This window comes from Delftia acidovorans NBRC 14950 (assembly GCF_001598795.1).
GTDB classification, from domain to species: domain Bacteria; phylum Pseudomonadota; class Gammaproteobacteria; order Burkholderiales; family Burkholderiaceae_C; genus Comamonas; species Comamonas acidovorans.
Genome location: NZ_BCZP01000014.1, coordinates 64,955 through 91,716 on the forward strand (window position 1 = coordinate 64,955; position 26,762 = coordinate 91,716).

Consider the following 26,762-nt stretch of genomic DNA (forward strand, 5'->3'; position numbering starts at 1 on the left):
AACAGTCCTCCCCTGTGCCCGAGGAATCGAGAACCGCGCACCGCGCCCCTCGTTGGGCCCGGCGCACGGCGGCGTTCATGGCCGCTGTTTTCTGGTTGACTCAACTGCAACTGGTCATGGTTGGTACCGCTCAGGCCCAGCCGCAGCCGCCGGCCGGGCCAATCGCGGGCCCATTCGGCGGACCCATTGCCGACCCGCGCGCGCCGATGGCCTTCCAGCCCGGCATCCAGTCGCTGCCGGGTGGCGGTGCCCTGGTCAACATCACGGCGCCCAATGCGGCCGGGACCTCGCTCAACCAGTACGAACGCTTCGATGTGCCCACGTCCGGAGTCGTCCTCAACAACAGCCTCATCGGTGGCACCCCGCTGCTGGGCGGCACGGCAACGGCCAATCCGAACCTGTCCGGCGGACGCACGGCCAACACCATCGTCAACGAGGTCACCGTCACCGGAACACCCGGCCAGATGCGGGGCACGGTGGAGGTTTTCGGCGCGCCCGCCACCGTCATCATCGCCAACCCCAACGGCATCACCTGCGATGGTTGCGGCGTGGTCAACACGCCCCGGCTCACCCTGAGCACGGGCCGGCCCACCTGGCTGGATGCCAACGGACAGGGCAGCACGTTCCAGGACGCGAAAAAGCAGGGCTTCGACGTGAACGGCGGCCGCATCGACGTGCGCGGCACCGGCATCGAGGGCACCGTGGGCCAGCTCGACCTGATCGGCGAGATGCTGAGCATCGACGCTCCCCTGCGCGCCCACTACCTGAACCAGGACATCTCCAGCATCAACCTGACGGCAGGCAAGACGCCCGCCATGCCGGGCTCCGCGCGTGCCGCTTCTGAATCCCCGCAGTCCCCGCAGACCCCGGCTCCAGCGCAGTCGGGCCGGGCCCTGGCCATCGATGCCACGGCCCTCGGGGCCATGACCGCAGGCCAGATCCGTGTCATCTCCACCGATGCCGGCATGGGCGTCAACCTGCAGGGCCCGCTTCTGGCCTACCAGCGCGACGTGGAGATCCAGAGCGCTGGCCGCGTGAGCACGGGTTCCCTGGCTTCGGCACGGGACATCCGCATCGACAGCGATGGCTATGTCAGCGTTGCTGGAGAAGTCTCTGCGGGCAAGCAACTGCAGGTCAGCGGCCGCGATGGCATGCAGTTCAACGGACCCGTTCAGGCGCAGGGCGACATCCGGCTGCAAAGCGCGCAGGGCGGCATCGCCGTGAGCGGCGATCTCGTGACCGCCGGCAGCCTGCAGGCGCGTGCGGGTGGCGACCTGCAGATGGGTTCTGGCGCAAGCACCGTGCAGGTTGCGGGCGCCACCACACTGGGTGGCAAAAACGTCCACCAGACCGGCAAGCTGCTGGTGGGTGGCGACCTGGCCATCGACGCGGGCGAAGGTGCGTCCCTGGGCGGCGTCACCGCAGTCGCGGGCAGCCTGGACATGCGGGCCGGCCAAGGTGCGTTGCTGTCGGGGCAGTTGCAGGTCAACCGCAGCGCCAAGGTTTCGGCCGACACCATCGACGTCACGGGACGCAGCGTCGTTGGCGAGAACTTCCAGCTCGACGGTGTTCGATCGGTTGGCCTCATCGGCAGTGCCCAGGTGGGCCAGTCGCTGAGCATGAAGGCGGGCACCGTGGGCATCAACGGTGACATCTCGGCCGGCGAAACCAATGTGGACGCCAGCCGGGTCGATCTCGGCAGCATGGAAAAAGGCCTGTCCATCGGCGGCGACCTGAACCTGCGCGTCGGCGACTCCCTGCATGCGCGTGGCGATGTCAGTGTCACGGGCAGCGCGAATCTTTCCAGCGGGGGCGACGCCCGGTTCGACGGTGCCATCACTGCCGGGCGCGACCTGGGCCTGAGCGCGGGTGGCGACCTGACCATGGCCGGCCCGGTCACATCGGGCGGCAAGGCCAGCTTCAATGCCGCAGGCAACCTCACGGCGCACGGCGACATCCTTGCGGGCGGCGGCATCACGGGTAAGGCGGGCGGGGACATCCGCCTGGGCGGGCAGGTGGGCTCGGCCGGTTCCCAGCAATGGAGTGCGGGCGGCGACTTCTCTGCCGACAAGGGCATGGAGGCTGCGGGCCTGTCCGTCGAGGGCCGCAACATCCGCATCGCCGGCGATGTGCTGTCCCAGGGCGCCGTCAACATGAAGGCAGGCCAGAAGCTCCAGCTGGGAGGCGACTTGCGCTCGGCAGGCAGCACCACCCTGAGCGCCGGCGCCGAAGGCATCACCGCCAAGTCCATCCTCACCAACGAAGACCTCGACATCCGCAGCCAGGGCAACATCGCCCTGGAGCAGGCGCAGGCCGCGCGCGACGTGCGCCTGGAATCCTCGACGGGCAGCATTGCAACGGGCAACCTGCTGGCCGGGCGCGATGCCGGCGTGACTGCGGCGGGCAATGTACTCGTCGATGGAACACTGCATGCCGGGCGCGATGCGCGCATTGCCGCCAAGGGTGATACCACCGTGCGCGGCGATGCCTTCGCCGGGCGCGACGTGGCGCTGGCTGGCAGCTCCATCAGCCTCGACAAGGGCCTGCAGGCCGGTGGAGGCATGCAACTGGAGGCCGGGGATGGCGGCATCGCCAGCCGGGGCCAGCTGGTTGCCAACCGGGGCATCACCGCCCTGTCCGCAGGCCAGATCGACGTCCAGGGGCCGGTGCTCTCCGGAGAGAACCTGCAACTGCGCGCAGGCCGTGACATCACGGTGGCGGGCGACATCGCGGCCATGGGCACCATGGACATCCGGTCGGCACAGGCCCTCAAGGCCGAACGCCTGCAGGCCGGCGCCGATCTTGACGTTGCGGCTGCATCCGTCCACACCCGCAGCGTGCTGGCGCAGGGCCAGGCCACGCTGCGCGCCGACGATGCCCTGCGCATCCAGGGCGACCTGATGGGCGCCGGCATCGACGCCACGGCGCGCACGGGTGCCATCTCCGTCACCGGCACGGTGGCTACGCCAGGGTCGCTGAGCCTCAAGGCCGGCACCGATGCCGAGGCCGGCAAGGTGGTGGCCGGCACGGCCGACGGCCAGGCTGCCGTGATCGACGCGGGCGGCAACATCCGCCTGCAAAGCCTGGAGACCGGCGGCGCCTACCAGGCCCGCGCGGGAGGCAGCCACGAGGTGGCAGGCGCGGCCACCGTCCAGGGACCGGCCGACATCGCCGCTGGCGCGGACATCACCGTGGGTGCAGATGCAGCCTTCGGCCAGGGCCTGGCCGCGAATGCCGGCGGACGCATTGCCGTGGCCGGCGACACCCTGGTGCTGGGCGATGCACGCCTGCAAAGCGGAGCGGGCCAAAGCTACGGCGAGACTTCGGGCGGCAAGGCGGGCGGGCAGATGCGCGTCACCGGCAGGCTCGATGCCAGCGCCGGCCAGGGCTTCGCCGTGGGCAAGGAGCTGCGCGTCAACGACGGCATGGACATCGAGGCCAAGGCCGGTGCCATCGACGTGGGCGGCGGCCTCGCCACGCTGGGCGATGCGCGCCTGCAGGGCTCGGACGGCGTGCGCGTGGGCGGCGACCTGCAACTGCGCAAGGGTGAGCTTGCCAGCTCCGGCGGCGCCATCGCCATTGCAGGCAAGGTCTCTGCCGAGCAGGACCTGGGACTGAAGTCCCGGGGTGACATTGCCATTGGCGGTGCCACCGTCGCGCAAGGCCGGCTCACCGCCCGCAGCGAGGCTGGCAGCATCGGCTTTGGCGGCAACCTCGACGTGGCCGGCGACTTCGACGCCCATGCGGCGCAGAACCTGAGCTTTGAAGGCAACAGCCTCTTCCTGGGCGAGGCCCGGCTCAAGGCGGACAACGGTGCCATCCGCAACCGGGGCGACATGACCTTCGCTAAGGCGGTGGACATCGACACCGGCGGCGATCTCTCCAACGAAGGCCTGATCCAGTCGCGGCAGGACATCTCCATCCGCGCCCGCAATATCGACAGCAACCTGGCCCGCGCTGGCGGCATCGTCACACCGGGCCAACTCACCGTCCAGGCCGGGGGCGCCACGCGCCTGGGCAGCCAGGGCAAATTCAGCGCCGGGCAGGACATGGCGCTGCAGGCGGCCGGCGGCACCAGCAGCCAGGGCACCCTCCAGGCGGGTGGCAAGCTCACCCACACCGGCTCCCTGTCGAGCAGCGGCAGCGTCGTGGCCGACGACATCACCATCGACGGCGCGCTGGGCAACCAGGGCGGCAGCGTCTATGCCCAGGGCAGCCTGGGCGTCTCGGGCAGCACCAGCAACAGCGGCAACATTGCCGCCAGCACCATCACCATGGCCGCCTTGGACAACAGCGGCCAGATCGGTGCGCAGGGCATCTCCCTGGGCGCCACCGGCAACTCGGGCAGCATCTCCGGCTCCAGCGTGGGCATAGATGGCAGCCTGAGCAACAGCGGCAGCATAGGCGCCAGCGGCTCGCTCGGCGTCTATGGCGGCTCCATCTCCAACAGCGGCTCCCTGGCGGGCGGCGACGTCACCCTCAGCGGCAGCAGCATAGGCAACGATGGACAGATCCAGTCCTCGGGCTCCCTGAGCATCTCGGGCGGCAGCTTCGACAACGGGCTGACCGAATCGCGCAGCTGTGTCTCGGCCAGCGGCTGCGGCGCGGGCTCCGCCCCTGAAGACTGGCGCTACAGCCAGACCCCGGGCACCGTGCATGCGGGCGGTGCGCTCACCGTCAACGTCGGCAGCATGACCAACAAGGGCGTGGTCAGCGCAGGCAGCAGCGTCAATATCCAGGGCAGCCTCAATAACACGCGCAGCGTCAACGACCCCTACACTTCCGCAGGCGCCAGTGGTGGCGCCAGCACCGGCATCATCTCGGCCGGTGGCGACCTCACCATCTCGGGCCCCTCCGTGCAGAACGCGGGCGGGCAGATGCAGGCAGGCGGCGCCGTCAACATCACATCGGCCGGTGCCTTCAGCAATGGCGCCCCGGCCGAAGGGGTGACCGGCCAGATCCAGGGCAGCAGCGTCACCATCAACGCCGCCAGCATCGACAACCAGGGCACGCTGCTGGCCAAGAGCGGCGATGCGAAGCTCACCGCCAGCTCCGGCGGCATTGCCAACACCGGCACGGTGGCCGCCAGCGGCGGCCTGCAACTGCAGGCCAGCGGCGCGGTCAGCAACGGCGACGGTGCCAACCTGCTGGGCCAGGACATCCGCATCAAGGGCTCGGGTTTCAGCAACCAGGGTACGGTCTATGGCCAGGGCGGCGCGCCCGGCGAGATCGACATCAACACCACGGGTGGCTTCAGCAACAGCGGTGGCACACTTGTGGCGGGCGGCAAGCTCAACATCCAGTCCGGCGGCTACAGCAACAGCGGCGGCACCGTGGGCAGCCTGGGCGACGCCACCCTCACCATGGCAGGCGCCTATGGAGCCACCGGCAACGAACTGCTGGCCCTGGGCCACCTTCAGCTCAACGTGGGCGGCATCAACGTGGGCGCCTCGGAAAGCTGGTCCTATGGCGGCAGCTCCGTCGCCTGGACCGGCACCCTGCGCAACCAGGGCAGCGTCGCCATCGCCGGCAGTGCCAGCGGTTCCATCCACAACGAAGCCACGGGCACGCGCAGGGGCAGCGGCGAACCCGACGTGCGCGACGGCACCTACGAGGTGCCCGACTACCCGGCCGCGCTGGCCGACCTCAAGGAAGTGCGCGTCATCGGCTACACCGACGTGGCGCAGCGCGCGCAGCTGTACATCGGCGGCGGCTTCGACGGCTCCCTGGTCAATGAGGCCTCGGACGCCAGCGTGGGTGGCGGCAGCATCGAGCAGCGCAAGAAGAACCAGACCATCACCTGGGAGGGCAAGAACGCCGACGGGGACATCGTCACCGTCGAAGGCCTGGCCCGCAGCGTGCCGCGCCTGAACACCGGCAGCGGCAGCTCCACCATCACTCTGGTCGGGCCCGATACCGGCACCATCGTCGGCGATGCCATCACCATCAATGGCGGCACCATCACCGTACGGCCCGGCATTGATCCCGCCACGGGCCTGCCCCTGGTCGTGGAAGCCCGCAACCGCGAGGTCAAGCCCGGCGAGGTGGCCAAGGGCCCCGACGGACAGGCCGTCAAGGGCGACGTCAAGACCGGCGATGCCGGCAAGGCCGACGCGCCCAGGGAATTCAAGGTCCTGGGCGGCGACCCCGGCAGCATCGGCGCCGGCGACACCAAGGGCCAGGGCAGCGACATCAAGGGCCCGGGCGACGAAGGCCTGCCGCCCCGGACCTCCAGGCCGCTGGACCTCTCGCGCCCTGAACTGGCCACGCCCGAAGGCGGCGTGGCCGCCCTGCTGGGCGGCGGCAAGAGCGTGGCCTGGCCCGACTGGAAGCAGATGCAGATCGTGCCCGGCGGCATCAGCGCCAACGACCTGGAACTCAACCTCAACGGCCAGTTCATCAACCGGGGCCAGCTCGAAGTCACCAACAACCTGGCCATACGCGCCGCCGAAGGCATAGACAACTTCGGCGCCAGCATTCGCGCGGGCGGCTACACCAGCCTCAGCGGCGGCAGCCTCGACAACCGGGACGGCAAGATAGAGACCGGCACCCTGCTGACCTCCCTCAAGGGCGACATCGACAACAGCCGCGGCAGCATCGTCGCGCATGACGGCGGCTATCTGCAGGCCAGCGGCAATATCGCCGCCACCGATGGCCGCTTCGTCAGCGACGCGGGCAAGATCGTGCTGGACGCGGGCGGCAACATCGACCTGGTCGCCAGCAAGGTCGAGGGCAAGAAGGGCGCGGGCCTGTATGCCGACGGCGACATCCGCCTGGGCGCCACCGCCAAGGCCGAAAGCACGCACAAGAAAGAGGACCAGATCCTCGTCACCCAGCACTACGACGCGGACAACAACCTCACCAACCCAGAGATCCGCATCAAGATCGGCGAAACCCAGCGGCGCACCGACACCCTGACCCACACCGGCACCACCATCGACGGTGGCGAAGGCGGCGTCACGCTGCGGGCCAAGGGCGACGTGGTGGCCCTGGGCTCGCACATCAAGGCCGGTGAGGACGTTCTGGTGCAAGGCGCCAGCGTGCGCGTCGAAGCCCTGGTGGACAAGTCCAGCAGCCTGGAGGAAGAGCACCGCAAGAACTACGACCATGCGCTGTTCCAGCGCAGCGAATCCCTGTCGGGCGGAGAAATCGAGGCAGGCCGCAACCTGAGCATCGTGGCGAACGGCAAGGCCGACGCAGGCAAGGGCGACATCACCCTCAAGGGCGCCACCGTCACCGCCAAGGGCGACGCCAGCCTCATCGCCAGCCGCGACGTCAACCTGCAGGACATGCAGACCGAGCACGGCCGCTTCGAGGAAACCTACAGCAAGAAAAGCGGCTTCCTGAGCAAGAAGAGCACGCACACCGTGGAGGAAGGCGCCAGCAGCCTCAGCGAAGGCAGCGTGCTCAGCGCCAACAACATCTACCTGCAGGCCGGGCGCGACATCAGTGTGACCGGCTCGCACGTGGTGGGCCAGGGCGACGTGGGCCTGGTGGCCGGGCGCGACGTGCAACTGCTGGCGGGCCAGGACAGCGCCGCCGCCACCAGCCACAGCCAGACCAAGAAATCGGGCCTGTTCAGCGGCGGCGGCTTCGGCATCACGCTGGGTTCCAAGTCCGTCACCATCGACCGCAGCAACGAAAGCGTGCGCGCGGCAGGCTCCAGCGTGCAGGCGCAGGGCGGCAACGCCTCCATCGTGGCCGGCAACCAGTACCGCCAGACGGGCTCGGCCGTGCTGGCTCAGGGCGATGTGAACATCGTCGGCAAGAGCGTTGAGATCAACGAGGCGCGCGAGCTCGAGCGCGACAAGTTCGAGATGCGGGCCAAACAGAGCGGGCTGAGCGTCAGCATCAGCAACCCCGTGGTCAATGTCGTGCAAGGCGGCGAGACGGTCGCCCGCATTGCCGGGGCGACCGGCAAGACCAGCGATGCTCGCATGCAGGCCCTGGGTGCGGCCGCTGCCGGCATGGCGGCCTATGAAACCTATGGCAAGGCCAGCCAGCTCATCGCAGACCCCAGCAGTGCCACCAGCGTAGGCATCAGCCTCAGCCTGGGCAAAAGCTCCAGCCGCAGCACCAGCGAATACCAGGTCAACAGCGCCGTAGGCTCCCTGGTCAAGGCCGACGGCAACGTCAGCATCACGGCCACCCAGGGTGACGTCCACGTGCGCGGCAGCAGCGTGGAAGCCGGCAAGGACGTACGCCTGGCTGCGGACAAGGGCAACATCGTCCTGGAAGCGGCAGAAAACCGCTTTGCCGAGCAAAACAGCCAAAGCAGCAGCTCGGCCAGCGTGGGCGTGGCCTTCACCCTGGGCAGCAAGAACGGCTTCAGCGTCAATGTGGGGCTCAGCCAGGGCAAGGGCAGTGGCAGCGGTGAAAGCCTCAGCCACACCAACACCCACATCAAGGCAGGCGGCACGGCCAGCGTGCAAAGCGGCGGCGACACCACGCTCAAGGGCGCCACCATCGTGGCCGACACGGTAAAGGCCGACATAGGCGGCAACCTCGCCATCGAAAGCCTGCAGGACAAGAGCACCTACAACGAGAAAAGCAGCAGCGCAGGCCTCAACGTCAGCCTGTGCGTGCCTCCCCTGTGCTACGGCCCCTCCAGCGTGGGCGGCAGCGCCGGGCGCACGCGCATCGACAGCGACTACCAGAGCGTGGTCGAGCAAAGCGGCATCCGCGCTGGCGACGGTGGCTTTGACGTCAAGGTCAAGGGCGACACCACGCTCAAGGGCGGCGCCATCACCAGCACCCAGGTGGCGATGGACGACGGCAAGAACCGCTTTGAAACCGGCGGCAAGCTGACCACCAGCGACATTGAAAACCATGCGGAATATGACGCCAGCGGCTGGAGCGCAGGCGGCAGCGTGGGCTTCCAGGCAGGTGACCAGAGCACAGCCAAGACGGAAGAACAAAAAAAGGCCGCACTCAACACAGGCAAGGGCCTGACGGGCGGCAGTGCCGGCGTGGGTAGCGACAGCGGCAATGCCAGCAGCACCACCAAGGCCGGCATCAGCGGCGTGGCGGGTGACAGCGGCGCGCGCACGGGGGACAAGGAGACAGGCCTCAAGCCCATCTTCGACAAGGACAAGGTGCGCGAGAACGTCAATGCGCAGATCGAGATCACGCGGGAGTTTGGTTCACGTGCGAGCAAGGCGGTGGGGGACTTTGCCGACAGCAAGCTCAAGGAGGCGATGGCCAACGGTGATGAGGCGGAAATCGAGAAATGGAAAGAAGGTGGGGCTGGCCGAGTCGCGCTGCACGCATTGGTTGGTGCGGCGGGCGGGGGATTGGCAGGAGCTGCCGGCGCGGGCCTGAGCCAGGTGGCTGTCGCGCATCTGGACGAAACCTTGAAGGAGTTGGGCGTTGACGAAGGTGCGCGAAACACCCTGGTCGCCGTGGCTGGAACGGCCGTGGGGGCCGTGGCCGGTGGAGCAGCAGGGGCAGCGGCTTCGACCAATGCCACGCTGAACAACTTCCTCAACCACAAGGAGCTCACGGAACGGGCTAAGAGTGAGAGCGCCTGCCAGAAGGGCGACAAGGCGGCGTGCGGCGAGGTAAGCAAGCTGGACGCGCGTTCTGCTAAACGCAATGAAGATATCCGTAAAGGTTTGGCTCCAGCGACGGTGGATCAGAACCTGGAGATTCAAGAAGACCTTGGCACAGTGGTGACAGAGCTTGCCAAGTACAAGGATCAGCTATACCAGCAATTGGGGGCCACTGCAGATCCTCAGCGCAGAGCTGACCTGATGGGGCAGATCAACGCAGCAGACAACAATATCAAACAGTTGACTGTGCTGGGTCAGGATAATTTGCTGTACTTGTATGGTAAGACCAATGATGAGCAGTATTGGAGTGCCTATAAGCAATTGCAGGCGGCATCTAGTGGCAATGATGTGGCGGATGTGATAATGACCGGGGCTGCTTTTATTGGAAAGAATAGAAGGCCCGTTGCAAAAAATGGTGCGGAGAAATATGAGGATTTATCATCTTCGACAGACGGGCCTAAAGTAGAAGTGAAAGGCTCTGGGGAGACGAAAATAGCGCCTCCTGAAAATTCCTATGCTGTATATCCTCGAGGCCCTGGAGCTTCTGAGGGGCCAGTTCCTAAAGACTATGTAACGGTATCTCGATGGGTTTCAAAAGAAGAGGCAGCTCTTTGGATGCAAAACCAAGGCACAGCCATTCCTGCAAATGTCCCTAGAAACGGGACGCCTCAGGTGTATGTTACAGAGGGAGGCGCACCATATCCTCCTGGTGCTAAAGGGGAAATCCGTATTGATTTTGCCGTGCCAAATGCGATGCTGCGTAAAGGGAATTCATCGAACAATTTTCAAATTCTTCAGCCTTCGTCAAGTACGCCTATTTATAATGTAAAGATCCATGTTCCTAATGGAATGGAAATTCCGACACTTAGAAAGTGATGCAAGAAATGAAGGTCTCTAAAGATTTTGGTATCATCTTAAGAAAAGATGCCATTGCACTTAATTCTATAGATATTGATTTAATACTGAAGGAATTTAATTTTGAAAAATTATTTGATGAAGATGAGTTTTTAATATCTCTTGGCCCTTTCTTCGGTTCGGAGAATTCCGAAGAATGCATAGTGTTTTTGAAAGAATTAGGTCTTTCATATATTGATGATTTCTTTGTTTTGGAAGGGTATTTCCCCGATTGGTGTGATGTCTTTGTGAAGAAATCTGAGAATTTCTGATTAACAAGGTCCGATGCCACAGCACAGCACAGCACAGCACAGCACAGCACAGCACAGCACAGCACAGCACAGCACAGCACAGCACAGCACAGCACAGCACAGCACAGCACAGCACAGCCTGGGGACGCCACATTGCATCTTCGCTCGCATTAAATGGTTATAGAATTTCTATTTGGTGAATTATGAAGCTATGTATTAAATTTGAGAAAAATGGTTGGTTTGAGTATTTTATTAAAAATAAAAATATTCCTTGCATTTGTAAAATAAAAGGCAATGATTTTTCTGTGGAATTTTTTTCTCCATTGCCTGAGGCAGTAGGTACTGTGAAAGATTTCTCTAAAGAGGAAATAAATCTTAGAGCTCCATCATATGGAGGTGGGGTACATACACATAATTCTTTTGCGGAGATTAGTTTGATAGAGGTATCGCAAGATATTTATGAAATATCTGATCTTAGATTTTTTTATCAAACATCTGGATGGCACCAAATATTGGAGAATTTTTCTTTGGTGGAGGTTGTTGATGAGGATTTGCCAGATTGGGTCAAAGATTTGGATAAAGGCAAGATTTGATTTAATTTGCTTTGAGTAAATTCGAATTAATCTCATGAAAGACGAACGTTCTTTTTTGATCCTATGTCTTTCCGTTGCGCTGGCCGGTTGCGCCATCGAACCTCGCCGCAACTACATGCCACAGCCCAAAGACGCCACATTGCATCTCCGCTCCACAGGCATGCCCATGTCGGCAGGTTTTTCCATCAGCTCCGCCAGCACGGCGTGCGAAGGCTTTGAATTCGCAGGATCTGTTCGCGATGGAGGCGAGAGCGTGCTGCTGCCCTGGATTGCAGCGTTGAGCAACAAGCTCAGCGGCGTTCCAACTGTGCGAGAGGCTGCGGTGCCCGCAGATGCGCCAGTGCAGGTCAAAGGCTTTTCCTCCTGGCAAGACCAGTACAGCAGAGGTTCCTGTGGGCCGGTAACCAAGCGGTTCACTCCCACTGCTGATGGCGTCTACCGTGTGGATTTTGTCTGGGCTGGCGTGCGCAAGTGCGGGTTGCGTATTGTGGATATCAGCAGGCCTGATGAGCCAAGGGAAGTACCTGGCACGCCGCTGATCTGTCCTCGTCCGCCGGGGCTGTAGTTCATACGGTGTTCATAAGCCTTCTTCATTCCATTGTTGTAAATGGTGTGACTACTAAAGGTGCCAGGCAAAAGGTGGTGGAAATACTGGATCAGTTGTCTTCTGGATGGCAATATTTTAGCCAGATTTGTAGCTCTAATAAAATATTGTCTGGTGATTTTATTGCTGCTAGAAAAGAGTGGAGTTAAATGATTTTAAATATTGAATTTGAGGAAAATTTCTTCATGGAAAGTATTATTAAGAATAAATTTATTCCATGTGTTTGTAGGGTGAAAGGGCTTAATTTTACCGTGGAATTCTCCCGGCCGTTGAAAATGATGGCTACAGGATATATCCCGAATTTTAATCTGCAAGATATATGCGATAGATATTCTGCGGCTGCAGGTGGAGAGTATACTCACTATTGTTTTGGTGAGATTAGTTTGAATTATTTATCTGATAGTTCATTTGAGGTAATTGATCTGAAATTCTTCGATGAAATCTATGGCTGGATAGATATTATTGAGAATTCGGTGTTGGCTGAGAAATTTAAAGAAGAGGATAGATATTATCCTGATTGGGCTAGAGAGCTGGACAAAGATAGGAAATGATTATTGTGTAAATATTTTGGATCGCAGTAAATACTAAAGAATTTTTTTGATGAAAATTCTCCAGTATTTAATGCAGATCTAGATAAATATTGGATTTGGTGTGTCAAAGACGTCCAGACCACTTGGCGGTGCGGAGCGATATTTTCCAGTACCAGGGCCATCGTTTGCTAACAGAAGTCATTCTTGGCGGAAGTGGTCGTTAATCTGGTAATTGCTGTGTAATAATTTGGATTAAATGATAAATTAATGGAGGGTTTATGTTTTTCTGGAAAATAAAAGATCTCAAGAATGCTTTAATTCATCGCGAGCTAACAGAAAAACAGGTATTTATTTATATTCTGATTTTCGTGCTGCTGAGCATTGTTGCGATGGAGATTACTCGCTATCTTCATCCTGATCGAGTGGGATTTTGGGACTATGTAGACTCTTTTTTGAGTATTTCTATTGTCCTTTGTGGAACTGTTTTTTCTTACCGTGCCAATGGAGGGTCGTCTGGCGTGGATTTTTCTGCAAGATTCTTTAGTATCAGCCTTGTGGTAACTCTTAGGCACATGTTTTTTCTGATTCCCATTGCATTGATTTTCTATGCGTATACTACTTATTCATACATTAAAGGAATGGGGATAAATCCAGGGCAGGTGGTGATGACAGGAGGGGTTGAGGTTGTTTTGCTTGGAATCTGGTGTATTAATATATACCGGTCCATTGTCAAAAATATCAGCGACGTGTCTAGAGCTTGAAGTGATCTGAAAATGGGAGTATTGATCGATGTTTGATTTAGATATTCTTGTGCCTATCGCTTTGGGTGTTTTGTATTATTCGTGGTTCCATGGGTTTCATGTAGCTTCGGAATATATGGATATCGTCCACAATTCTTCGGGCTGGAAATGCGTGTTGGTCGGTGTGATGGCTGGATTATTGCCGGGAGCCATTGTGCTTTGTATTTTTCTCTTGATTAGTTCAAAAGGAGATTCTGGCTTCCTGGCATTTGTAGTGCTCTCATGTATCTGGTTTTATTTGAGAGCGGCAATGCTCACGGCCACCAAGAAAAGTAGTGCTTCACCAAACGAGTGACTTGCGTAATGTTGGTGTGGGAGTTCGGGGAGACTGCATAACGAGCTTCGTTTGCTGCGGGCCTGTGTATCTGAGGTTTCAGCCTGAAGCAGGCAGGCGCTACCGCGTGCAGTTCGAGCAGGAGGATCGGGTCTGCGATGCCCGCTTGCTGGCCGTGACCGCTGCCGGTAGTACCTCCGAGGCGGCCGTGCGCTGGTGTCTCTTACAGCCGGTGGCTGTGTACCGATGGCTTCATGAGCATCGGAATGAACGAGGTCATCCGCTACCGCTAGTTTGCGCGTTGGTCTCAAGGGCGTTGTCATGCCCTGGCCTAGGTGGGTCGAAAACAGTGCACACACTTGGTATGAAGTTTGCATGGATACCCGGTCGCTCAGGCGCCGGACGGACGTCCTGCACCGCGTGGCTGCATCTGCGCGAAGTGGTGGTGGAACGGATGTAAGCTCGCGGCAAGCCTGCGGGCGGGTGCTGCCCCAGGTGAACAAGATCAACGCATTCCACGCACCACAAGGAGACATTTCATGAAGCAACCCCCTTCCAGGCAACGCCTGCCCGCATGGCAGTGGATCGGCCTTGCGGCCGCCACGCCGCTGTTCCTCGCATCGTGCGGCGGTGGTGGTGGCAATGGCGGATCGGGCCAGGACGACCTGGCGGCCTGCGCCATCACCTCGGGCGATGGCAGCGTGGTCGTGGGCTCGGGCCTGCCCGGTGATCCGGCCGCACCCGAACCCTCGTCGGGCTACCGCCTCGGCAAGAAGGCCCTGCACACCTCCAAGTACATGGTGGTCACGGCCAACCCGCTGGCGTCCAAGGCCGGTTGCGAGGTGCTCAAGTCCGGTGGCTCGGCCGTGGATGCGGCCGTGGCCGTGCAGATGGTGCTGGGCCTGGTGGAGCCGCAGTCCAGCGGCATTGGCGGTGGCGCCTTCATGCTCTACCGCGATGCGGCCACGGGCAAGGTCGTGGCCTATGACGGCCGCGAGACCGCGCCGGCTGCCGCCACGGAAAACTACCTGCGCTACGTGGACGATGCCACCGACCAGACCGCGCCCAAGCCTTCGGCGCGCTCCAGCGGCCGCTCCATCGGCACGCCGGGCGTGGTGCGCATGCTGGAACTCGCGCACAAGGACTACGGCAAGACCGCGTGGCCCCAGCTGTTCAATTCGGGCATCGACCTGGCCAGCAAGGGCTTTCCCATCAGCGGCCGCATGGCCGCCGCGCTGGAGGGCTCCAAGACGGAGCTGGCGCGCGATGCCGATGCCGCCAAGCTGTACTTCGATGCCCAGGGCAAGCCGCTGGCGCTGGGCGCCAAGTTCGTCAACCAGCCCTATGCCGACACGCTGCGCAGCATCGCCACGGGCGGTGCCGATGCCTTCTACCGTGGCGACCTGGCCCAGGCCATCGTCAGCAAGGTGGGCGTGACGCAGACCGTCTCGGACGGTGCGCCCATCACCCCCGGCAAGACCACGCTGCAGGATCTGGCCAGCTACGAGGCCAAGCGCCGCGAGGCCGTCTGCACCACCTACCGCGCGCGCTACATGGTCTGCAGCATGCCGCCGCCGTCGTCGGGCGGCATCGCCGTGGCACAGGCCATGGGCATTCTGGAGAACTTCGACCTCAAGGCCTATGCGCCCACGGCCATCGATGGCGAGGGCGGCAAGCCTTCGGTGATGGGCGTGCACCTGGTCAGCGAAGCCCTGCGCCTGGCCTATGCCGACCGTGACAAGTACGTGGCCGACACCGACTTCGTGCCCCTGCCCGGCGGCTCGCCGGCCCTGATGCTGGACAAGAGCTACCTGCGCCAGCGCGCCGCCCTCATCTCCACCACCAAGAGCATGGGCACGGCCCAGGCAGGCAACTTCGGCACGCCTTCGCAGGGCGTGGTCGATGTCAAGGAGGCCGGCACCACGCACATGAGCATCGTCGATGCCAAGGGCAACGCACTGAGCATGACGACCACGGTGGAGTCCAGCATGGGCTCCTTCCACGTCACGCGCGGCTTCGTGCTCAACAACCAGCTGACCGACTTCGCTGCCATCCCCAGCACCACCGACGGCCCGGTCGCCAACCGCGTTCAGCCCGGCAAGCGCCCGCGCAGCTCCATGGCGCCCACGCTGGTGTTCGACCTGAAGACCGACGGCACCGCCGGCGACTTCAAGATGGCCACGGGCTCGCCGGGCGGCAGCACCATCATCCAGTACGTGACCAAGACCCTGGTCGGCGCGCTGGACTGGGGTCTGGATGCGCAGCAGGCCACGTCGATGGTGGACTTCGGCGCGGCCAACAGCCCGACCACCAACGTGGGCGGCGAGCACCCCAACATCAACACGGCCAATGGCGGCAACGACGATCCGCTGGTCAGCGGCCTGCGTGCCCTGGGCCATGTGGTGTCCATCAGTGCGCAGTCCAGCGGTATTGGCACCATCTTGCGGGTGCAGCGCAATGGGCAGGCGCAGCTGGAAGGTGGGGCTGATCCGCGCCGTGAAGGGCTTGTTTTGGGCGATACCGTTCGCTGATTTTGGTCTGATGATTGACTGAGGAAGGCGCTGCTGGCAGGGATGCTGGTGGCGCTTTTCTTTTATGGGGTCCATAGCCTGCCCCTGCCGGGTGGTTGTTTTTCGAGGCCGGGTTTCGGCCCGGCGGCCGACCCGCTTTCTTGTCGCGCGACAAGAAAGCGGGGCAAAGAAGCGCGCCCCAAACTGCCCACGACCCTTCGCTTCGCTGCGGGCGACCTGCGTTGGCAGAAGGGGGGAGGCCGGGGATAGCCAACAGCCGGCGCCATCGCTCCACTCGGCTTCAAACGGGGCCGAGCGCAGCGACGGCCCGAAAAACTCCCCCGTATGTCAGCGCCTGCGGCGTGGTGGTTGCGGGGTTGCAGTCCTGCCGAAGGACAGGACTGCTTCGTGATCTGACTCGCTGCGGTTGTCTGAGCGGCGCGCGAAGCGCAAAGCGAGTTCCGCAGCGAACCCCGCAACCGCCACGACGCAGGTTGCCCCGGAGCGAAGCGCAGGGGTCGCGGGCATTTGGGCGCGTTTCTTTGCCTACTTTCTTATCGCGCGATAAGAAAGTAGGTCGGCCGCCGGGCCGAAACCCGGCCTCGAAAAACAACCACCCGGCAGGGACAAAAAAGCATCCCTGAATGGCAGCCACTCTGAGGGCACACGCCCCATGACTGTCGCCTCAAAGACATGCCCCACCCACCCCAATGCGCGAAAAAACACCCCACCACCCCCCGCAAACCAAGCAACCACGCCACCCCCTGCTATAGAGCCATCAGTCCCGCACCCACGCTGCGCGTTTTCCCCAGACGCCCCAACGCTACGGGCTTGCCCGAATCCATGGTTGGCATGCATCCATCTAAATTGAACAGCAGCAAGTTCGATGGTCGTGAGCCTCTGAGGAAGATGGAAATGCAAAGACGAGTGTTTGGCGCATGGATGTGCGCATCGGTCCTGATGACGGGCGCAGCATGGGCGCAGGACAGCTATCCCAGCCGCCCCATCAGCCTGGTCGTGCCCTACGGCGCGGGCGGCGTGACCGACGTGGTGGCGCGTGCGCTGGCCCAGGGCATGGGCAAGCAGCTGGGGCAGACCGTGGTGATCGAGAACAAGCCCGGCGCAGGCGCGTCCATGGGCGTGATGGAGATGCGCACGGCCAAGCCCGATGGCTACCGCCTGACGCTGGCGCCCGTGAGCATCTTCCGCCAGCCCCACATCCAGAAGGTGCAGTACGACCCGGTGCGCGATCTCAGCTACATCGCCACGTACATGACCTATGACTTCGTGCTGGCCGTGCCCCAGGACTCGCCGTTCAAGACGGTGCAGGATCTGGTCGAGTTCGCCAAGAAGAATCCGGGCGCCGTGGATTACGGCACGCCGGGCAAGTTCACGGCCAACCACGTGGTGATGGCGCTGCTGGAGCAGGCCACGGGCGCACGCTTCACGCATGCGCCCTTCAAGGGCGATGCCGAGGCGCTGAACTCGCTGATGGCCGGCCACATCAAGTCCGGCGTGTACGCCAACACGGTGCTGCCGTACCTGAGCTCGGGCAAGCTGCGCGCCCTGGCCTCGGCCTCCGAGGTGCGGCCCGAGGCCTTTGCCAACGTGCCCACGTTCCGCGAGGCCGGTTATGCCTTCGATGTGCCCTCACCCCTGGGCATTGCCGGGCCGCGCGGCCTGCCGCCAGAGATCGTGCGCAAGCTCGAAGCCGCCATCAAGGCCGCCATGGACGACCCGGCCTTCCGCCAGGTGGTCGGCAACTACGGCGTGCGCACGCAGTTCCGCGGCAGCCAGGAGTACACGGCGTTCGCCAAGAAGGCGTTCGAGGACGAGAAGAAGATCGTGCAGAACATAGGCCTGGAGGATTGAGGCCGCTACGCGGGCGGCAGCCCGGCCATGGCCCGCAGGTCCACCAGCCGGTCGTACTCGGCCGCCGTGACCAGCCCCAGCGCCACGGCCGCCTCGCGCGGCGCAATGCCGCGTGCCATGGCCTCGCGCGTGATGCGTGCCACGGCGTCATAGCCCAGCACCGGGTTGAGCGCGGTGGCCTGCAGCAGCGAGTGGCTGACCTGCTGCTCCAGCCGCTCGGTGTGTGCCTGCAGGCCGGCCACCAGCTTCTCGGAAAACACGCGGCTGGCGTCGCCCAGCGCGCGCATGGCGCGCAGCAGGTGGTGGATCAGCACGGGCTTGGCCACGTTGAGCTCGAAGTGCCCGGCCGAGCCCGCCAGCGTGACGGTGAGGTGGTGGCCCATGGCCTGGTAGGCGGCCTGGACCACGACCTCGGCCACGGTCGGGTTGCGCTTGCCCGGCATGATGGAGGAGCTCAGCCCATCGTCGGGAAACACCAGCTCCCCCAGGCCGCAGCGCGGGCCTGAGCCCAGCAGGCGGATGTCGTTGGCCATCTTGGCCAGCGAACCGGCCACCACGTTGAGTGCGCCCGAGACCTCGATGAGCGCATCGTGCGCGGCCATGCCTTCGAACTTGCAGGGATTGGGCGTGACCGCCAGGCCCGTGAGCGCCTGTATCTCCTCGCAGAAGACCCGGTCGAATCCGGCCGGCGCGTTGAGCCCCGTGCCGGCCGCCGTGCCGCCCTGGGCCAGGCTCCACAGCCGGGGCTGGGTGTCCCGCAGCCGGTCCATGCCGTGGCCCACCTGGTGGGCGAATGTCTCGAAGCTCTGGCCCAGCGTCATGGGCACGGCGTCCATCAGGTGCGTGCGCGCCACCTTGAGCACGCCGGCAAAGGCCAGGGCGCGTTCCTGCAGGCGCTGCTGCAGCCGCTCCAGGGCGGGCAGCAGGTGGTCGCGCAGCTCCAGCGCCGTGGCCAGGTGCATCACCGTGGGAAAGCTGTCGTTGGACGACTGCGATGCATTGGCATGGTCGTTGGGGTGGACCGGGCTGCGCGTGCCCGGGGGCTGGCCCAGCATCTGGTTGGCGCGGTTGGCGATGACCTCGTTGGCATTCATGTTGGTCTGCGTGCCCGAGCCCGTCTGCCAGATGGTCAGCGGGAAATGCGCGTCCAGCAGGCCGTCGCGCAGTTCGGTGGCCGCGGCCTCGATGGCTGCGCCGCGCTCGTCGTCCAGCACGCCCAGGCGCCGGTTGGCGCGCGCTGCCGCCAGCTTCTGCAGCCCGAAGGCGCGGTACAGGCCCTGCGGAAAACGCTCCTCGCCAATGGTGAACAGCTCCAGCGCGCGCTGGGTCTGCGCGCCCCAGAGTCGGTCGGCAGGGATGTGGACGGGGCCGAAGGCATCGTGCTCGATGCGGGTATGAGCTTGGGTCTGTGCCTGGGCCTGGGTGCGTGTCTGGTCCATGGGCTCAGTCCAGCGAGATCTTCGCGTCGGCCGCCACCTTGCGCCAGCGCTCCACCTCGGCGGCTGTGTGGCGGGCCAGGGCTTCGGGGGCGTATTGATCTGCGGGCAGCAGGCGTATGCCCTGGGCGGCCATCCTGTCGGTCCAGGCCTTGTCGGCCAGGGCCTTGGTATAGGCCTGGTAGACCTTTTGCACCACGTCGCGCGGCGTGCCCTTGGGCGCGTAGATGCCGTACCAGGTGGCGGTCTCGAAGCCGGGCAGCAGCTTCTGGCCCAGCGCTGCCGCGCCCGGGAACTGGGGCATGGGCTTGTCCGAGGTGAGGGCGATGGCGCGGATGCGCTCGCCGGCCAGCTGGGGCAGGGCGGTGTTGGTCTGGTCGAACATGGCATCGACCTGGCCCGAGATCACATCGGTCATGGCCGGTGCCGCGCCCTTGTAGGCCACCTGGGTGATCTCCATCTGCGCGCGGCTGGCGAACAGCGCCGCCACCAGGTGCGAGGTCGATCCCACGCCCGCGTTGCCGAAGTTCAGCCGGCCCGGGTTCTGCTTGCCGAAGGCCACCAGCTCCTCGGCCGTTTTGTAGGGGGAGTTCTTGCCCACCAGCAGCACCAGCGGCGTGTCGGGGAAGCGGAACACTGCCTCGAAGTCCTTGACCGGGTCATAGGCCAGCTTCTTGTACAGCGACGGCGCCGCGCCCATGTAGCCCATGTGGCCGACCAGGAAGCTGTAGCCGTCGGGCGCCGAGCGCGCCGCCTTGGCCGCGCCGATGGTGCCGCCCGCGCCCGGAACGTTCTCGATGATGATCTGCTGGCCCAGCTGGGTGCTGGTGCGCTGGGCGATGTCGCGCGCCATGGCGTCCGTGGGGCCGCCGGCCGCGAAGGGCACGATCCAGGTCAGCGGCTTGGCGGGGTAGCCGCCCTGGGCGTGCGCGGCCAGGGCGAAGGTGGTGGCGGCCAGGGCAAGGGCCAGGCGTGGCAGGCGGGGAAGATGGAAAGGCATGGTGTTGTCTCCTGTAGTGCTGTGTTCTGTCCTGGGCCGGGGTGTCAGCGGCCGCTGGCTGTATGGGCGCGCGACAGCGCAAGGGCGCGGTCCACCATCTGCGGGGCCTCGCCCAGGTAGTTGCGCGGGTCGGTGAGGCGCTGCAGCGCCGCGCGGTCGAAATGGGCCGTGACTTCGGGCAGGCGGGCCAGCGCATCGGCCAGCGTGCCGCCCTCGGCGTTGACGCTGCGGCAGGCGGCATAGACGATGTCGTGCGCCTGCTGGCGGCCCGTGTGCGGGGCCAGGCCCATCATCACGGCCTCGGCCACGATCAGGCCGTCGGTCATGTCCAGGTTGCGGGCCATGCGTTCGGGATCGACGATGAGGCCGCCCAGCATGAAGCGCGCCTGGTGCAGGGCGCCAGCCGAGAGCACGAAGCTCTCGGGCAGGGCCACCCATTCGGCGTGCCAGGGGCCGGTGGCGCGCTCCAGGTCCTGGACCATGGCGTCCAGCATCAGGCCCGCATGCTGGCGCACGGCCTTGGAGGCGGCCAGCATCAGCTCGCTGGAGATGGCGTTGCGCTTTTGCGGCATGGTGCTGCTGGCGCCGCGCCCGGTGACGAAGGGCTCGAACACCTCGCCGAACTCGGTGGAGGACAGAAGCATCACGTCGTAGGCGATCTTGCCCAGCGAGCCGGTGACCAGGGCCAGGAAATTCACCGCTTCGGCCAAGCCGTCGCGCGCCACATGCCAGGTGGTGGCGGGCACGCCCAGGCCCAGTTCTTCCATGAGCAATTGCTGCACTTCCAGGCCCCGGCCGCTCAGCGAGGCCAGCGTGCCTGCCGCCCCCGCGAACTGGCCCACCAGCACGCGCGGGCGCAGTTCCTTCAGGCGCTGGGCATGGCGGTCGAACATGGCCAGCCAGATGGCGGCCTTGTAGCCGAAGGTGATGGGCAGGGCGTGCTGCAGGTGCGTGCGGCCGGCCATGGGCGTGTCGCGGTGGCGTTCTGCCAGGTCGGCCAGGATGGTGCGCAGCGCGGCGATGTCGGCATCGACCAGGTCCAGCGCATCGCGCACCTGCAGCACGGTGGCCGTGTCCATGATGTCCTGGGTGGTGGCGCCCCAGTGGATGTAGCGGCCTGCGTCGCCGCACTGTTTCACCAGCTGGTGCACCAGCGGCAGGATGGGGTAGCCGACAATGTCGGTTTCCTTGCGCAGCAGCTCGAAGTCCAGCGCTTCGAGGCTGCAGCGCTGCGCGATCTCGTGTGCGGCCTCGGCCGGAATCACGCCGCAGCGGCCCTGGGCGCGCGCCAGCGCGACCTCGACCTCGATGTAGCGCGACACCAGCGCGCTGTCGGCGAAGATGGCGCGCATGGCGGGGGTGCCGAAGGCGTCGCGGAACAGCAGCGAGTCGATGGCGGTGCTGGAGGTGAAGGACGGAAGGGTCATGGTGCGCAATTGCAATTAAGTTCGGACATATCGATATTTTTATTTATGTACGTACATTACGAACATCCGGGTTTGCCTGGGGTGAGGGCCTGCGCCCATGGCTGAGACACGCTATGCCCAGGTGGCGCGCGACCTGTCCGAGCGCATTGCCTCGGGTGAATACGCCGTGGGCGCCCTGCTGCCCACCGAGCTGGAGCTGTGCGACCGCTATGGCGTGAGCCGCCACACCGTGCGCGCGGCGATTGCCGAGCTGCAGCAGTCAGGGCTGGTATCGCGGCGCAAGAAGGTGGGCACGCGCGTGGAGGCGGCGCAGCCCCATGCGCACTACCGCCAGGCGCTGACCTCGCTGGAGGACCTGGTGCAGTTCGGCGCCACCCATGTGCGCGAGGTGCGGCGCATCGAGGAGGTGGTGCTGGACCAGGACCTGGCCGCCGAGCTGGACTGCCCGGCCGGCAGCCGCTGGCTGGCCATCTGCAGCCTGCGCCGCGACGGCGCCGCGCCGCACCTGCCCATTGCCTGGACCGTGGTCTATGTGGATGCGCAGCGCTTTGACACGCAGGAACTGGCCCAGCGCGTGCGCGCCGCGCCCGAGTTGCTGGTCAGCAGCCTGCTGGAGCAGCAATACGGCCTGCGCATCGCGCGGGTGCGGCAGGCCGTGGTGGGAGCGCTCATTCCGGATGCGCTGTCGGAGGAATTGCAGGCCCCGGCCGGGTCAGCGGCGCTGAAGATCGTGCGCCGCTATCTGGATACCGATGGGGAGTTGATGGACCTCAGCGTGACCTTGCACCCGGCCAGCCGCTACACCTTGCACACGCAGCTGGACCGGGATCTGGCGAGCGTCTAGCCGTTGGCGTTGGCAGCTTCCGAGCCCTGCTCTGCGAGGAAGCCGCCGCTCTGGTGCGACCACAGCTTGGCGTAGATGCCGCCCAGCTCCAGCAGTTGCTGGTGCGTGCCCTGCTCGACGATGTGGCCCTGGTCCATGACGATGAGCCGGTCCATGGCCGCGATGGTCGACAGGCGGTGGGCGATGGCGATCACGGTCTTGCCGTGCATGAGGCTGTCCAGGCTTTGCTGGATGGCCGCCTCGACCTCGCTGTCCAGCGCGCTGGTGGCTTCGTCCAGCAGCAGGATGGGCGCGTCCTTGAGCATGACGCGCGCAATCGCCACGCGCTGGCGCTGGCCGCCCGACAGCTTGACGCCGCGCTCGCCCACCTGGGCGTCATAGCCGCCACGGCCCTTGAGGTCGGTCAGCGTGGCGATGAAGTCCGAGGCCTCGGCCTTCTGCGCGGCGGCCAGCATTTCCTGCTCGGTCGCGTCGGGGCGGCCGTAGAGGATGTTGTCGCGCATGGAGCGGTGCAGCAGCGAGGTGTCCTGCGTGACCATGCCCACCGCGCCACGCAGGCTGTCTTGCGTGACGGTGCGGATGTCCTGGCCGTCGATGGTGATGCGCCCGCCCTGGGCTTCATGGAAGCGCAGCAGCAGGTTCACCAGCGTGGACTTGCCCGCGCCCGAGCGGCCGATCAGGCCGATGCGCTCGCCGGCGCGGATGTGCAGGTTCAGGTGGTCGATCACCTGCTTGCCGCCGTCCTTGTAGGCAAAGCTCAGGTCCTCGAAGGCGATGGCGCCGTGCGTGACCTGCAGCGGCCTGGCGTCGGGCGCATCCACGATGGTGCGCGGCTTGGTCAGCGTGAGGATGCCGTCCTGGATGGTGCCCACGTTCTCGAACAGGCCCGTCATCTGCCACATCACCCAGTGCGAATAGCCCATCAGGCGCAGCGCCATGGCGATGATGGCCGCCACCACGCCTGCGCTGGCCTGTCCGGCCGACCACAGGTACAGCGCCGTGCCCGCCGAGCCCACCAGCAGCATCGTGATCATCAGGTGGTTGACGATCTCGAACTGGCTGACCAGCCGCATCTGCGCATAGCCCGTGGACTTGAAGGCCTCCATGGCATTGCGCGCGTATTCGGCCTCGCGGCGCGTGTGGGCGAACAGCTTGACGGTGGCGATGTTGGTGTAGGCATCGGTCACGCGGCCCGTCATCATGGAGCGTGCATCGGCCTGCTCCTTGCCGATCTTGCCCAGGCGTGGAACGAAGTAGCAGCAGGCGCCGATGTAGGCGGCCAGCCACAGCGCAAACGGAATCATCAGCCGCCACTCGAAGCTGGCCGCCAGGATCAGGATGCCGATCATGTAGACGCTCACGCCCACCAGCACATCGACCACCATGAACACCACTTCGCGCACCGACAGCGCGGTCTGCATGATCTTGGTGGTGATGCGGCCCGCGAACTCGTCCGCATAGAACGACATGCTCTGGCCCAGCATCAGCCGGTGGAACACCCAGCGCAGCCGCATCGGGAAGTTGATGGCCAGCACCTGGTGCATCACCGCCGTGTGAAAGGCCAGCAACAGCACGCTGGACAGCAGGACGGCGGCAATGCCCCACACCGTGCCGCGCTGCTCTGCCCAGAAACCGGCCGGCGACACCGTGGACAACCAGTCCACCACATGGCCCATGAGGGCGAACAGCGCCGCCTCGTAGACGGCCAGCAGCGCCGAGGTGCAGGTCAGCAGCGCGATCCAGCCGCGCATGCCTTGCGTGCAGGCCCAGATGAAGGCAAAAAAGCCCTTGGGAGGGACCGTGGGCTCGACGCTGGGATAGGGCGGAACGCGTTTTTCAAAGAAACCGAACAAGATTTTTTTACTCCTTGGTCAGGCCATCGTAGGCCAGAGTCGGGTTTGCCCGATGCGCGTTCAGCATGACCTTGGGCCGCAACATGTTTTGTAAGAAATCTCCACACAACTGTCCTACGCGTGGGTTCGCGCCCGGATTTCAGTGCAGGGGGAACACGGCGCCGTGGGGAAGATTGTCCGCGTCCGGTGCCGCTTCGTTGTGCGCGAATGGGGAATGCAGCATGCCGCTGGCGGCAACAAAAAAGGCCTCTTGCGAGGCCTTGTGTTTCATGCCGCAGTGCAGTGCACTGCAGCGGACGGGGCTTGCCGCCGGTCAGGCCGGCAGGAAGCCTTCCACCGACAGGTAGCGCTCGCCCGTGTCGTAGTTGAAGCCCAGCACCTTGGCGCCTGCGGGCAGCTCGGGCAGCTTTTGCGCAATGGCGGCCAGCGTGGCGCCCGAGGAGATGCCGACCAGGATGCCTTCCTCGCGGGCCGAGCGGCGTGCGTACTCGCGCGCGGGTTCGGCCTCGACCTGGATCACGCCGTCCAGCAGGCTGGTGTCCAGGTTCTTGGGCACGAAGCCTGCGCCAATGCCCTGGATGGGGTGGGGCGAGGGCTGGCCGCCCGAGATCACGGGCGATGCGGCAGGCTCCACGGCAAAGACCTTGAGCTGGGGGAACCTGGCCTTGAGCACCTTGGCCACGCCGGTCAGGTGGCCGCCCGTGCCCACGCCGGTGATCAGCACATCCAGGCCTTCGGGGAAGTCGGCCAGGATTTCCTGGGCCGTGGTGCGCACATGCACGTCGATGTTGGCGGGGTTCTCGAACTGCTGGGGAATCCAGGCGCCGGGCGTCTGGCTGGCCAGTTCCTGGGCGCGGGCGATGGCGCCCTTCATGCCCTTTTCCTTGGGCGTGAGGTCGAAGCTGGCGCCGTAGGCCAGCATCAGGCGGCGGCGCTCGATGCTCATGCTCTCGGGCATGACCAGCACCAGCTTGTAGCCCTTGACGGCGGCCACCAGGGCCAGGCCCACGCCAGTGTTGCCGCTGGTGGGCTCGATGATGGTGCCGCCGGGCTGCAGGGCGCCGGACTTCTCGGCGTCCTCGACCATGGCCAGGGCGATGCGGTCCTTGATGGAGCCGCCGGGGTTGCCACGCTCGGACTTGATCCACACATTGGCACCGGCGCCGAACAGGCGGTTGATGCGCACATGGGGCGTGTTGCCAATCGTTTGCAGGATGTTGTCAGCTCTCATCGGACCTCCGCGAGTTGGGGTGGTGGTTGGACAGTCGGGGGTGGCGCGCAGACGCTGCGCGAAAACCAGGCATTCATTGTGCACGCAGCTGTTCTATGCATGGGCTATATCGATATGGCCTGGACGGCTAACATCGCCGCATGAATCTACGGTTCCTGGAAACCTTTGTCTTGCTGGCCGAGCTGCGCAATTTCCGCATGACGGCCGAGCGGCTGTACACCACGCAGGCCGCCGTCTCCAGCCGCATCGCCACGCTGGAGCAGGAGTTCGGCGTGCGCCTGTTCGACCGTGGCGTGCGCGAGGTCACGCTGACGGCCGACGGCGCCAAGGCCCTGGTCCATGCCGAGCGCATGCTGCGCCTCATGCGCGAGATGCGCGAAGACATGCTGGACAAGCAGGCCTATGCGGGCGTGATCCGCATCGGCGCCATCGAGTCCATCGTGCACAGCTGGTTTCCCGACTTTCTGGCGCTGCTGCAGCAGCGCTATCCGCGCCTGCAGGTGGAGATCGCCTGCGACACCACGCTGCACATGTCCGATCAATTGGTGAAGGGCCAGCTGGACCTGTCGCTGCAGGCCAAGCCCGTGACGGCGGCCGGCGTGGGCCATCTGTCGCTGGGTGAATTTCCCATGGCCTGGGTAGGCAGCCCCAAGCTGGGCATTGGCGACGAGACCCTGAGCCTGGCCGAGCTGGCGGCCTTTCCCATCATGTGCTTTGCGCGCGGCTCCGAGCCGTATGCGGTGATCGAGCAGTTGTTCTCCACCGAAAGCAGCGCCTCGGTGCACCTGAACTGCATCGCCTCGGTGGCGACCATGATCCGCGTGGTCTGCGACGGCCTGGGCGTGGCCGCCGTGCCGCCGGCCATCATCCAGCGCGAGCTGGCCGAGCAGCGCCTGCGCCTGCTGCGCGTGGACCGTGAGTTCCCCTCGCTGCCGCTGGTGGCCTGCTTTCGCAATGACCACCAGAACCCGCTGACCGAAGTGGTGGCGCGCGCGGCCGAGGAGACCGCCGCCGCCTTTGCGCTGAACCACGGCCAGGCCGTGGCGCGGCTGCCGGGCAGCGGCCTGGGCGGCTAGGCCCGAGGCCGCCTGG

Annotated in this window: 16 protein-coding genes; 11 read left to right on the forward strand and 5 right to left on the reverse strand. The window is 64.3% G+C overall.

Annotation, left to right across the window (positions count from 1 at the left end; translation table 11 throughout):
* The first annotated feature begins 116 nt into the window (after positions 1-116).
* From DA1_RS18425 to DA1_RS18435, 9 genes are all read left to right on the forward strand, one after another.
* Positions 117-10,427, forward strand: coding sequence for a hemagglutinin repeat-containing protein (locus DA1_RS18425; protein WP_162269884.1), 10,311 nt, complete (start codon positions 117-119; stop codon positions 10,425-10,427).
* Positions 10,427-10,717, forward strand: a complete 291-nt coding sequence (locus tag DA1_RS30510) for a hypothetical protein (protein ID WP_155294171.1) — start codon at positions 10,427-10,429, stop codon at positions 10,715-10,717. The genes DA1_RS18425 and DA1_RS30510 overlap by 1 nt, the downstream gene beginning before the upstream one ends.
* A 182-nt stretch (positions 10,718-10,899) precedes the next feature.
* Positions 10,900-11,289: a hypothetical protein gene (locus DA1_RS30515; RefSeq protein WP_155737657.1), complete on the forward strand. Its 390-nt coding sequence runs from the start codon at positions 10,900-10,902 to the stop codon at positions 11,287-11,289.
* Positions 11,290-11,323: 34 nt separating this feature from the next.
* Positions 11,324-11,854, forward strand: coding sequence for a hypothetical protein (locus DA1_RS30520; protein ID WP_155294173.1), 531 nt, complete (start codon positions 11,324-11,326; stop codon positions 11,852-11,854).
* Positions 11,855-12,078: 224 nt separating this feature from the next.
* A complete protein-coding gene (locus DA1_RS30525; RefSeq protein ID WP_155294174.1) occupies positions 12,079-12,444 on the forward strand; it encodes a hypothetical protein in 366 nt (121 codons plus the stop codon).
* 257 nt (positions 12,445-12,701) lie between these two features.
* A complete protein-coding gene (locus tag DA1_RS30530; protein ID WP_155294175.1) occupies positions 12,702-13,184 on the forward strand; it encodes a hypothetical protein in 483 nt (160 codons plus the stop codon).
* 28 nt (positions 13,185-13,212) lie between these two features.
* Positions 13,213-13,518 carry a hypothetical protein gene (locus tag DA1_RS30535; RefSeq protein WP_155294176.1) on the forward strand — a complete coding sequence of 102 codons (306 nt, stop codon included), beginning with the start codon at positions 13,213-13,215 and terminating at the stop codon, positions 13,516-13,518.
* Between the two features lie 518 nt (positions 13,519-14,036).
* Positions 14,037-16,028 carry a gamma-glutamyltransferase gene (gene ggt, locus DA1_RS18430; protein ID WP_034390454.1) on the forward strand — a complete coding sequence of 664 codons (1,992 nt, stop codon included), beginning with the start codon at positions 14,037-14,039 and terminating at the stop codon, positions 16,026-16,028.
* A gap of 894 nt (positions 16,029-16,922) precedes the next feature.
* Complete coding sequence (locus tag DA1_RS18435) at positions 16,923-17,879, forward strand: tripartite tricarboxylate transporter substrate binding protein (RefSeq protein ID WP_034398167.1); 957 nt, start codon at positions 16,923-16,925, stop codon at positions 17,877-17,879.
* Positions 17,880-17,884: 5 nt separating this feature from the next.
* On the opposite strand, the gene DA1_RS18440 is transcribed toward DA1_RS18435, so the two are convergent.
* The 3 genes from DA1_RS18440 to pcaB are packed head-to-tail and all read right to left on the reverse strand — an operon-like array spanning position 17,885 to position 21,742.
* The gene (locus DA1_RS18440) at positions 17,885-19,318 is read right to left on the reverse strand and encodes a class II fumarate hydratase (protein ID WP_034390457.1); all 1,434 of its coding nucleotides are present in this window, start codon (positions 19,316-19,318) and stop codon (positions 17,885-17,887) included.
* Positions 19,319-19,322: 4 nt separating this feature from the next.
* The gene (locus tag DA1_RS18445; RefSeq protein ID WP_012203368.1) at positions 19,323-20,315 is read right to left on the reverse strand and encodes a tripartite tricarboxylate transporter substrate-binding protein; all 993 of its coding nucleotides are present in this window, start codon (positions 20,313-20,315) and stop codon (positions 19,323-19,325) included.
* Positions 20,316-20,359: 44 nt separating this feature from the next.
* Positions 20,360-21,742 (reverse strand): 3-carboxy-cis,cis-muconate cycloisomerase, encoded by a 1,383-nt coding sequence (gene pcaB / locus DA1_RS18450; RefSeq protein WP_034390459.1) that lies wholly within the window; start codon positions 21,740-21,742, stop codon positions 20,360-20,362.
* Positions 21,743-21,839: 97 nt separating this feature from the next.
* On the opposite strand from pcaB, the gene DA1_RS18455 reads away from it, so the two are divergent.
* Positions 21,840-22,586, forward strand: a complete 747-nt coding sequence (locus DA1_RS18455; RefSeq protein WP_034390462.1) for a GntR family transcriptional regulator — start codon at positions 21,840-21,842, stop codon at positions 22,584-22,586.
* On the opposite strand, the gene DA1_RS18460 is transcribed toward DA1_RS18455, so the two are convergent.
* Together DA1_RS18460 and cysK are read right to left on the reverse strand one after the other, a co-directional pair.
* Positions 22,583-24,439, reverse strand: coding sequence for an ABC transporter ATP-binding protein (locus DA1_RS18460; protein WP_013804128.1), 1,857 nt, complete (start codon positions 24,437-24,439; stop codon positions 22,583-22,585). The two genes, DA1_RS18455 and DA1_RS18460, sit on opposite strands and share 4 nt — an antisense overlap.
* Before the next feature lie 313 nt (positions 24,440-24,752).
* Positions 24,753-25,670, reverse strand: coding sequence for a cysteine synthase A (gene cysK / locus DA1_RS18465; protein WP_013804126.1), 918 nt, complete (start codon positions 25,668-25,670; stop codon positions 24,753-24,755).
* Between the two features lie 140 nt (positions 25,671-25,810).
* Here cysK and DA1_RS18470 point away from each other — a divergent pair, with 140 nt between their 5' ends.
* Positions 25,811-26,746 (forward strand): LysR family transcriptional regulator, encoded by a 936-nt coding sequence (locus DA1_RS18470; protein WP_034390463.1) that lies wholly within the window; start codon positions 25,811-25,813, stop codon positions 26,744-26,746.
* Positions 26,747-26,762: the final 16 nt, after the last annotated feature.

Coding starts and splice junctions, on each gene's coding strand:
- ggt (WP_034390454.1), top strand. CDS start 14,037: ATGAAGCAACCCCCTTCCAGGCAACGCCTGCCCGCATGGCAGTGGATC.
- DA1_RS18455 (WP_034390462.1), top strand. CDS start 21,840: ATGGCTGAGACACGCTATGCCCAGGTGGCGCGCGACCTGTCCGAGCGC.
- DA1_RS30515 (WP_155737657.1), top strand. CDS start 10,900: ATGAAGCTATGTATTAAATTTGAGAAAAATGGTTGGTTTGAGTATTTT.
- DA1_RS30520 (WP_155294173.1), top strand. CDS start 11,324: ATGAAAGACGAACGTTCTTTTTTGATCCTATGTCTTTCCGTTGCGCTG.
- DA1_RS18440 (WP_034390457.1), bottom strand. CDS start 19,318: ATGGACCAGACACGCACCCAGGCCCAGGCACAGACCCAAGCTCATACC.
- DA1_RS18470 (WP_034390463.1), top strand. CDS start 25,811: ATGAATCTACGGTTCCTGGAAACCTTTGTCTTGCTGGCCGAGCTGCGC.
- DA1_RS30530 (WP_155294175.1), top strand. CDS start 12,702: ATGTTTTTCTGGAAAATAAAAGATCTCAAGAATGCTTTAATTCATCGC.
- DA1_RS18435 (WP_034398167.1), top strand. CDS start 16,923: ATGCAAAGACGAGTGTTTGGCGCATGGATGTGCGCATCGGTCCTGATG.
- DA1_RS30525 (WP_155294174.1), top strand. CDS start 12,079: ATGGAAAGTATTATTAAGAATAAATTTATTCCATGTGTTTGTAGGGTG.
- cysK (WP_013804126.1), bottom strand. CDS start 25,670: ATGAGAGCTGACAACATCCTGCAAACGATTGGCAACACGCCCCATGTG.
- pcaB (WP_034390459.1), bottom strand. CDS start 21,742: ATGACCCTTCCGTCCTTCACCTCCAGCACCGCCATCGACTCGCTGCTG.
- DA1_RS30510 (WP_155294171.1), top strand. CDS start 10,427: ATGCAAGAAATGAAGGTCTCTAAAGATTTTGGTATCATCTTAAGAAAA.
- DA1_RS18445 (WP_012203368.1), bottom strand. CDS start 20,315: ATGCCTTTCCATCTTCCCCGCCTGCCACGCCTGGCCCTTGCCCTGGCC.
- DA1_RS30535 (WP_155294176.1), top strand. CDS start 13,213: ATGTTTGATTTAGATATTCTTGTGCCTATCGCTTTGGGTGTTTTGTAT.
- DA1_RS18425 (WP_162269884.1), top strand. CDS start 117: ATGGTTGGTACCGCTCAGGCCCAGCCGCAGCCGCCGGCCGGGCCAATC.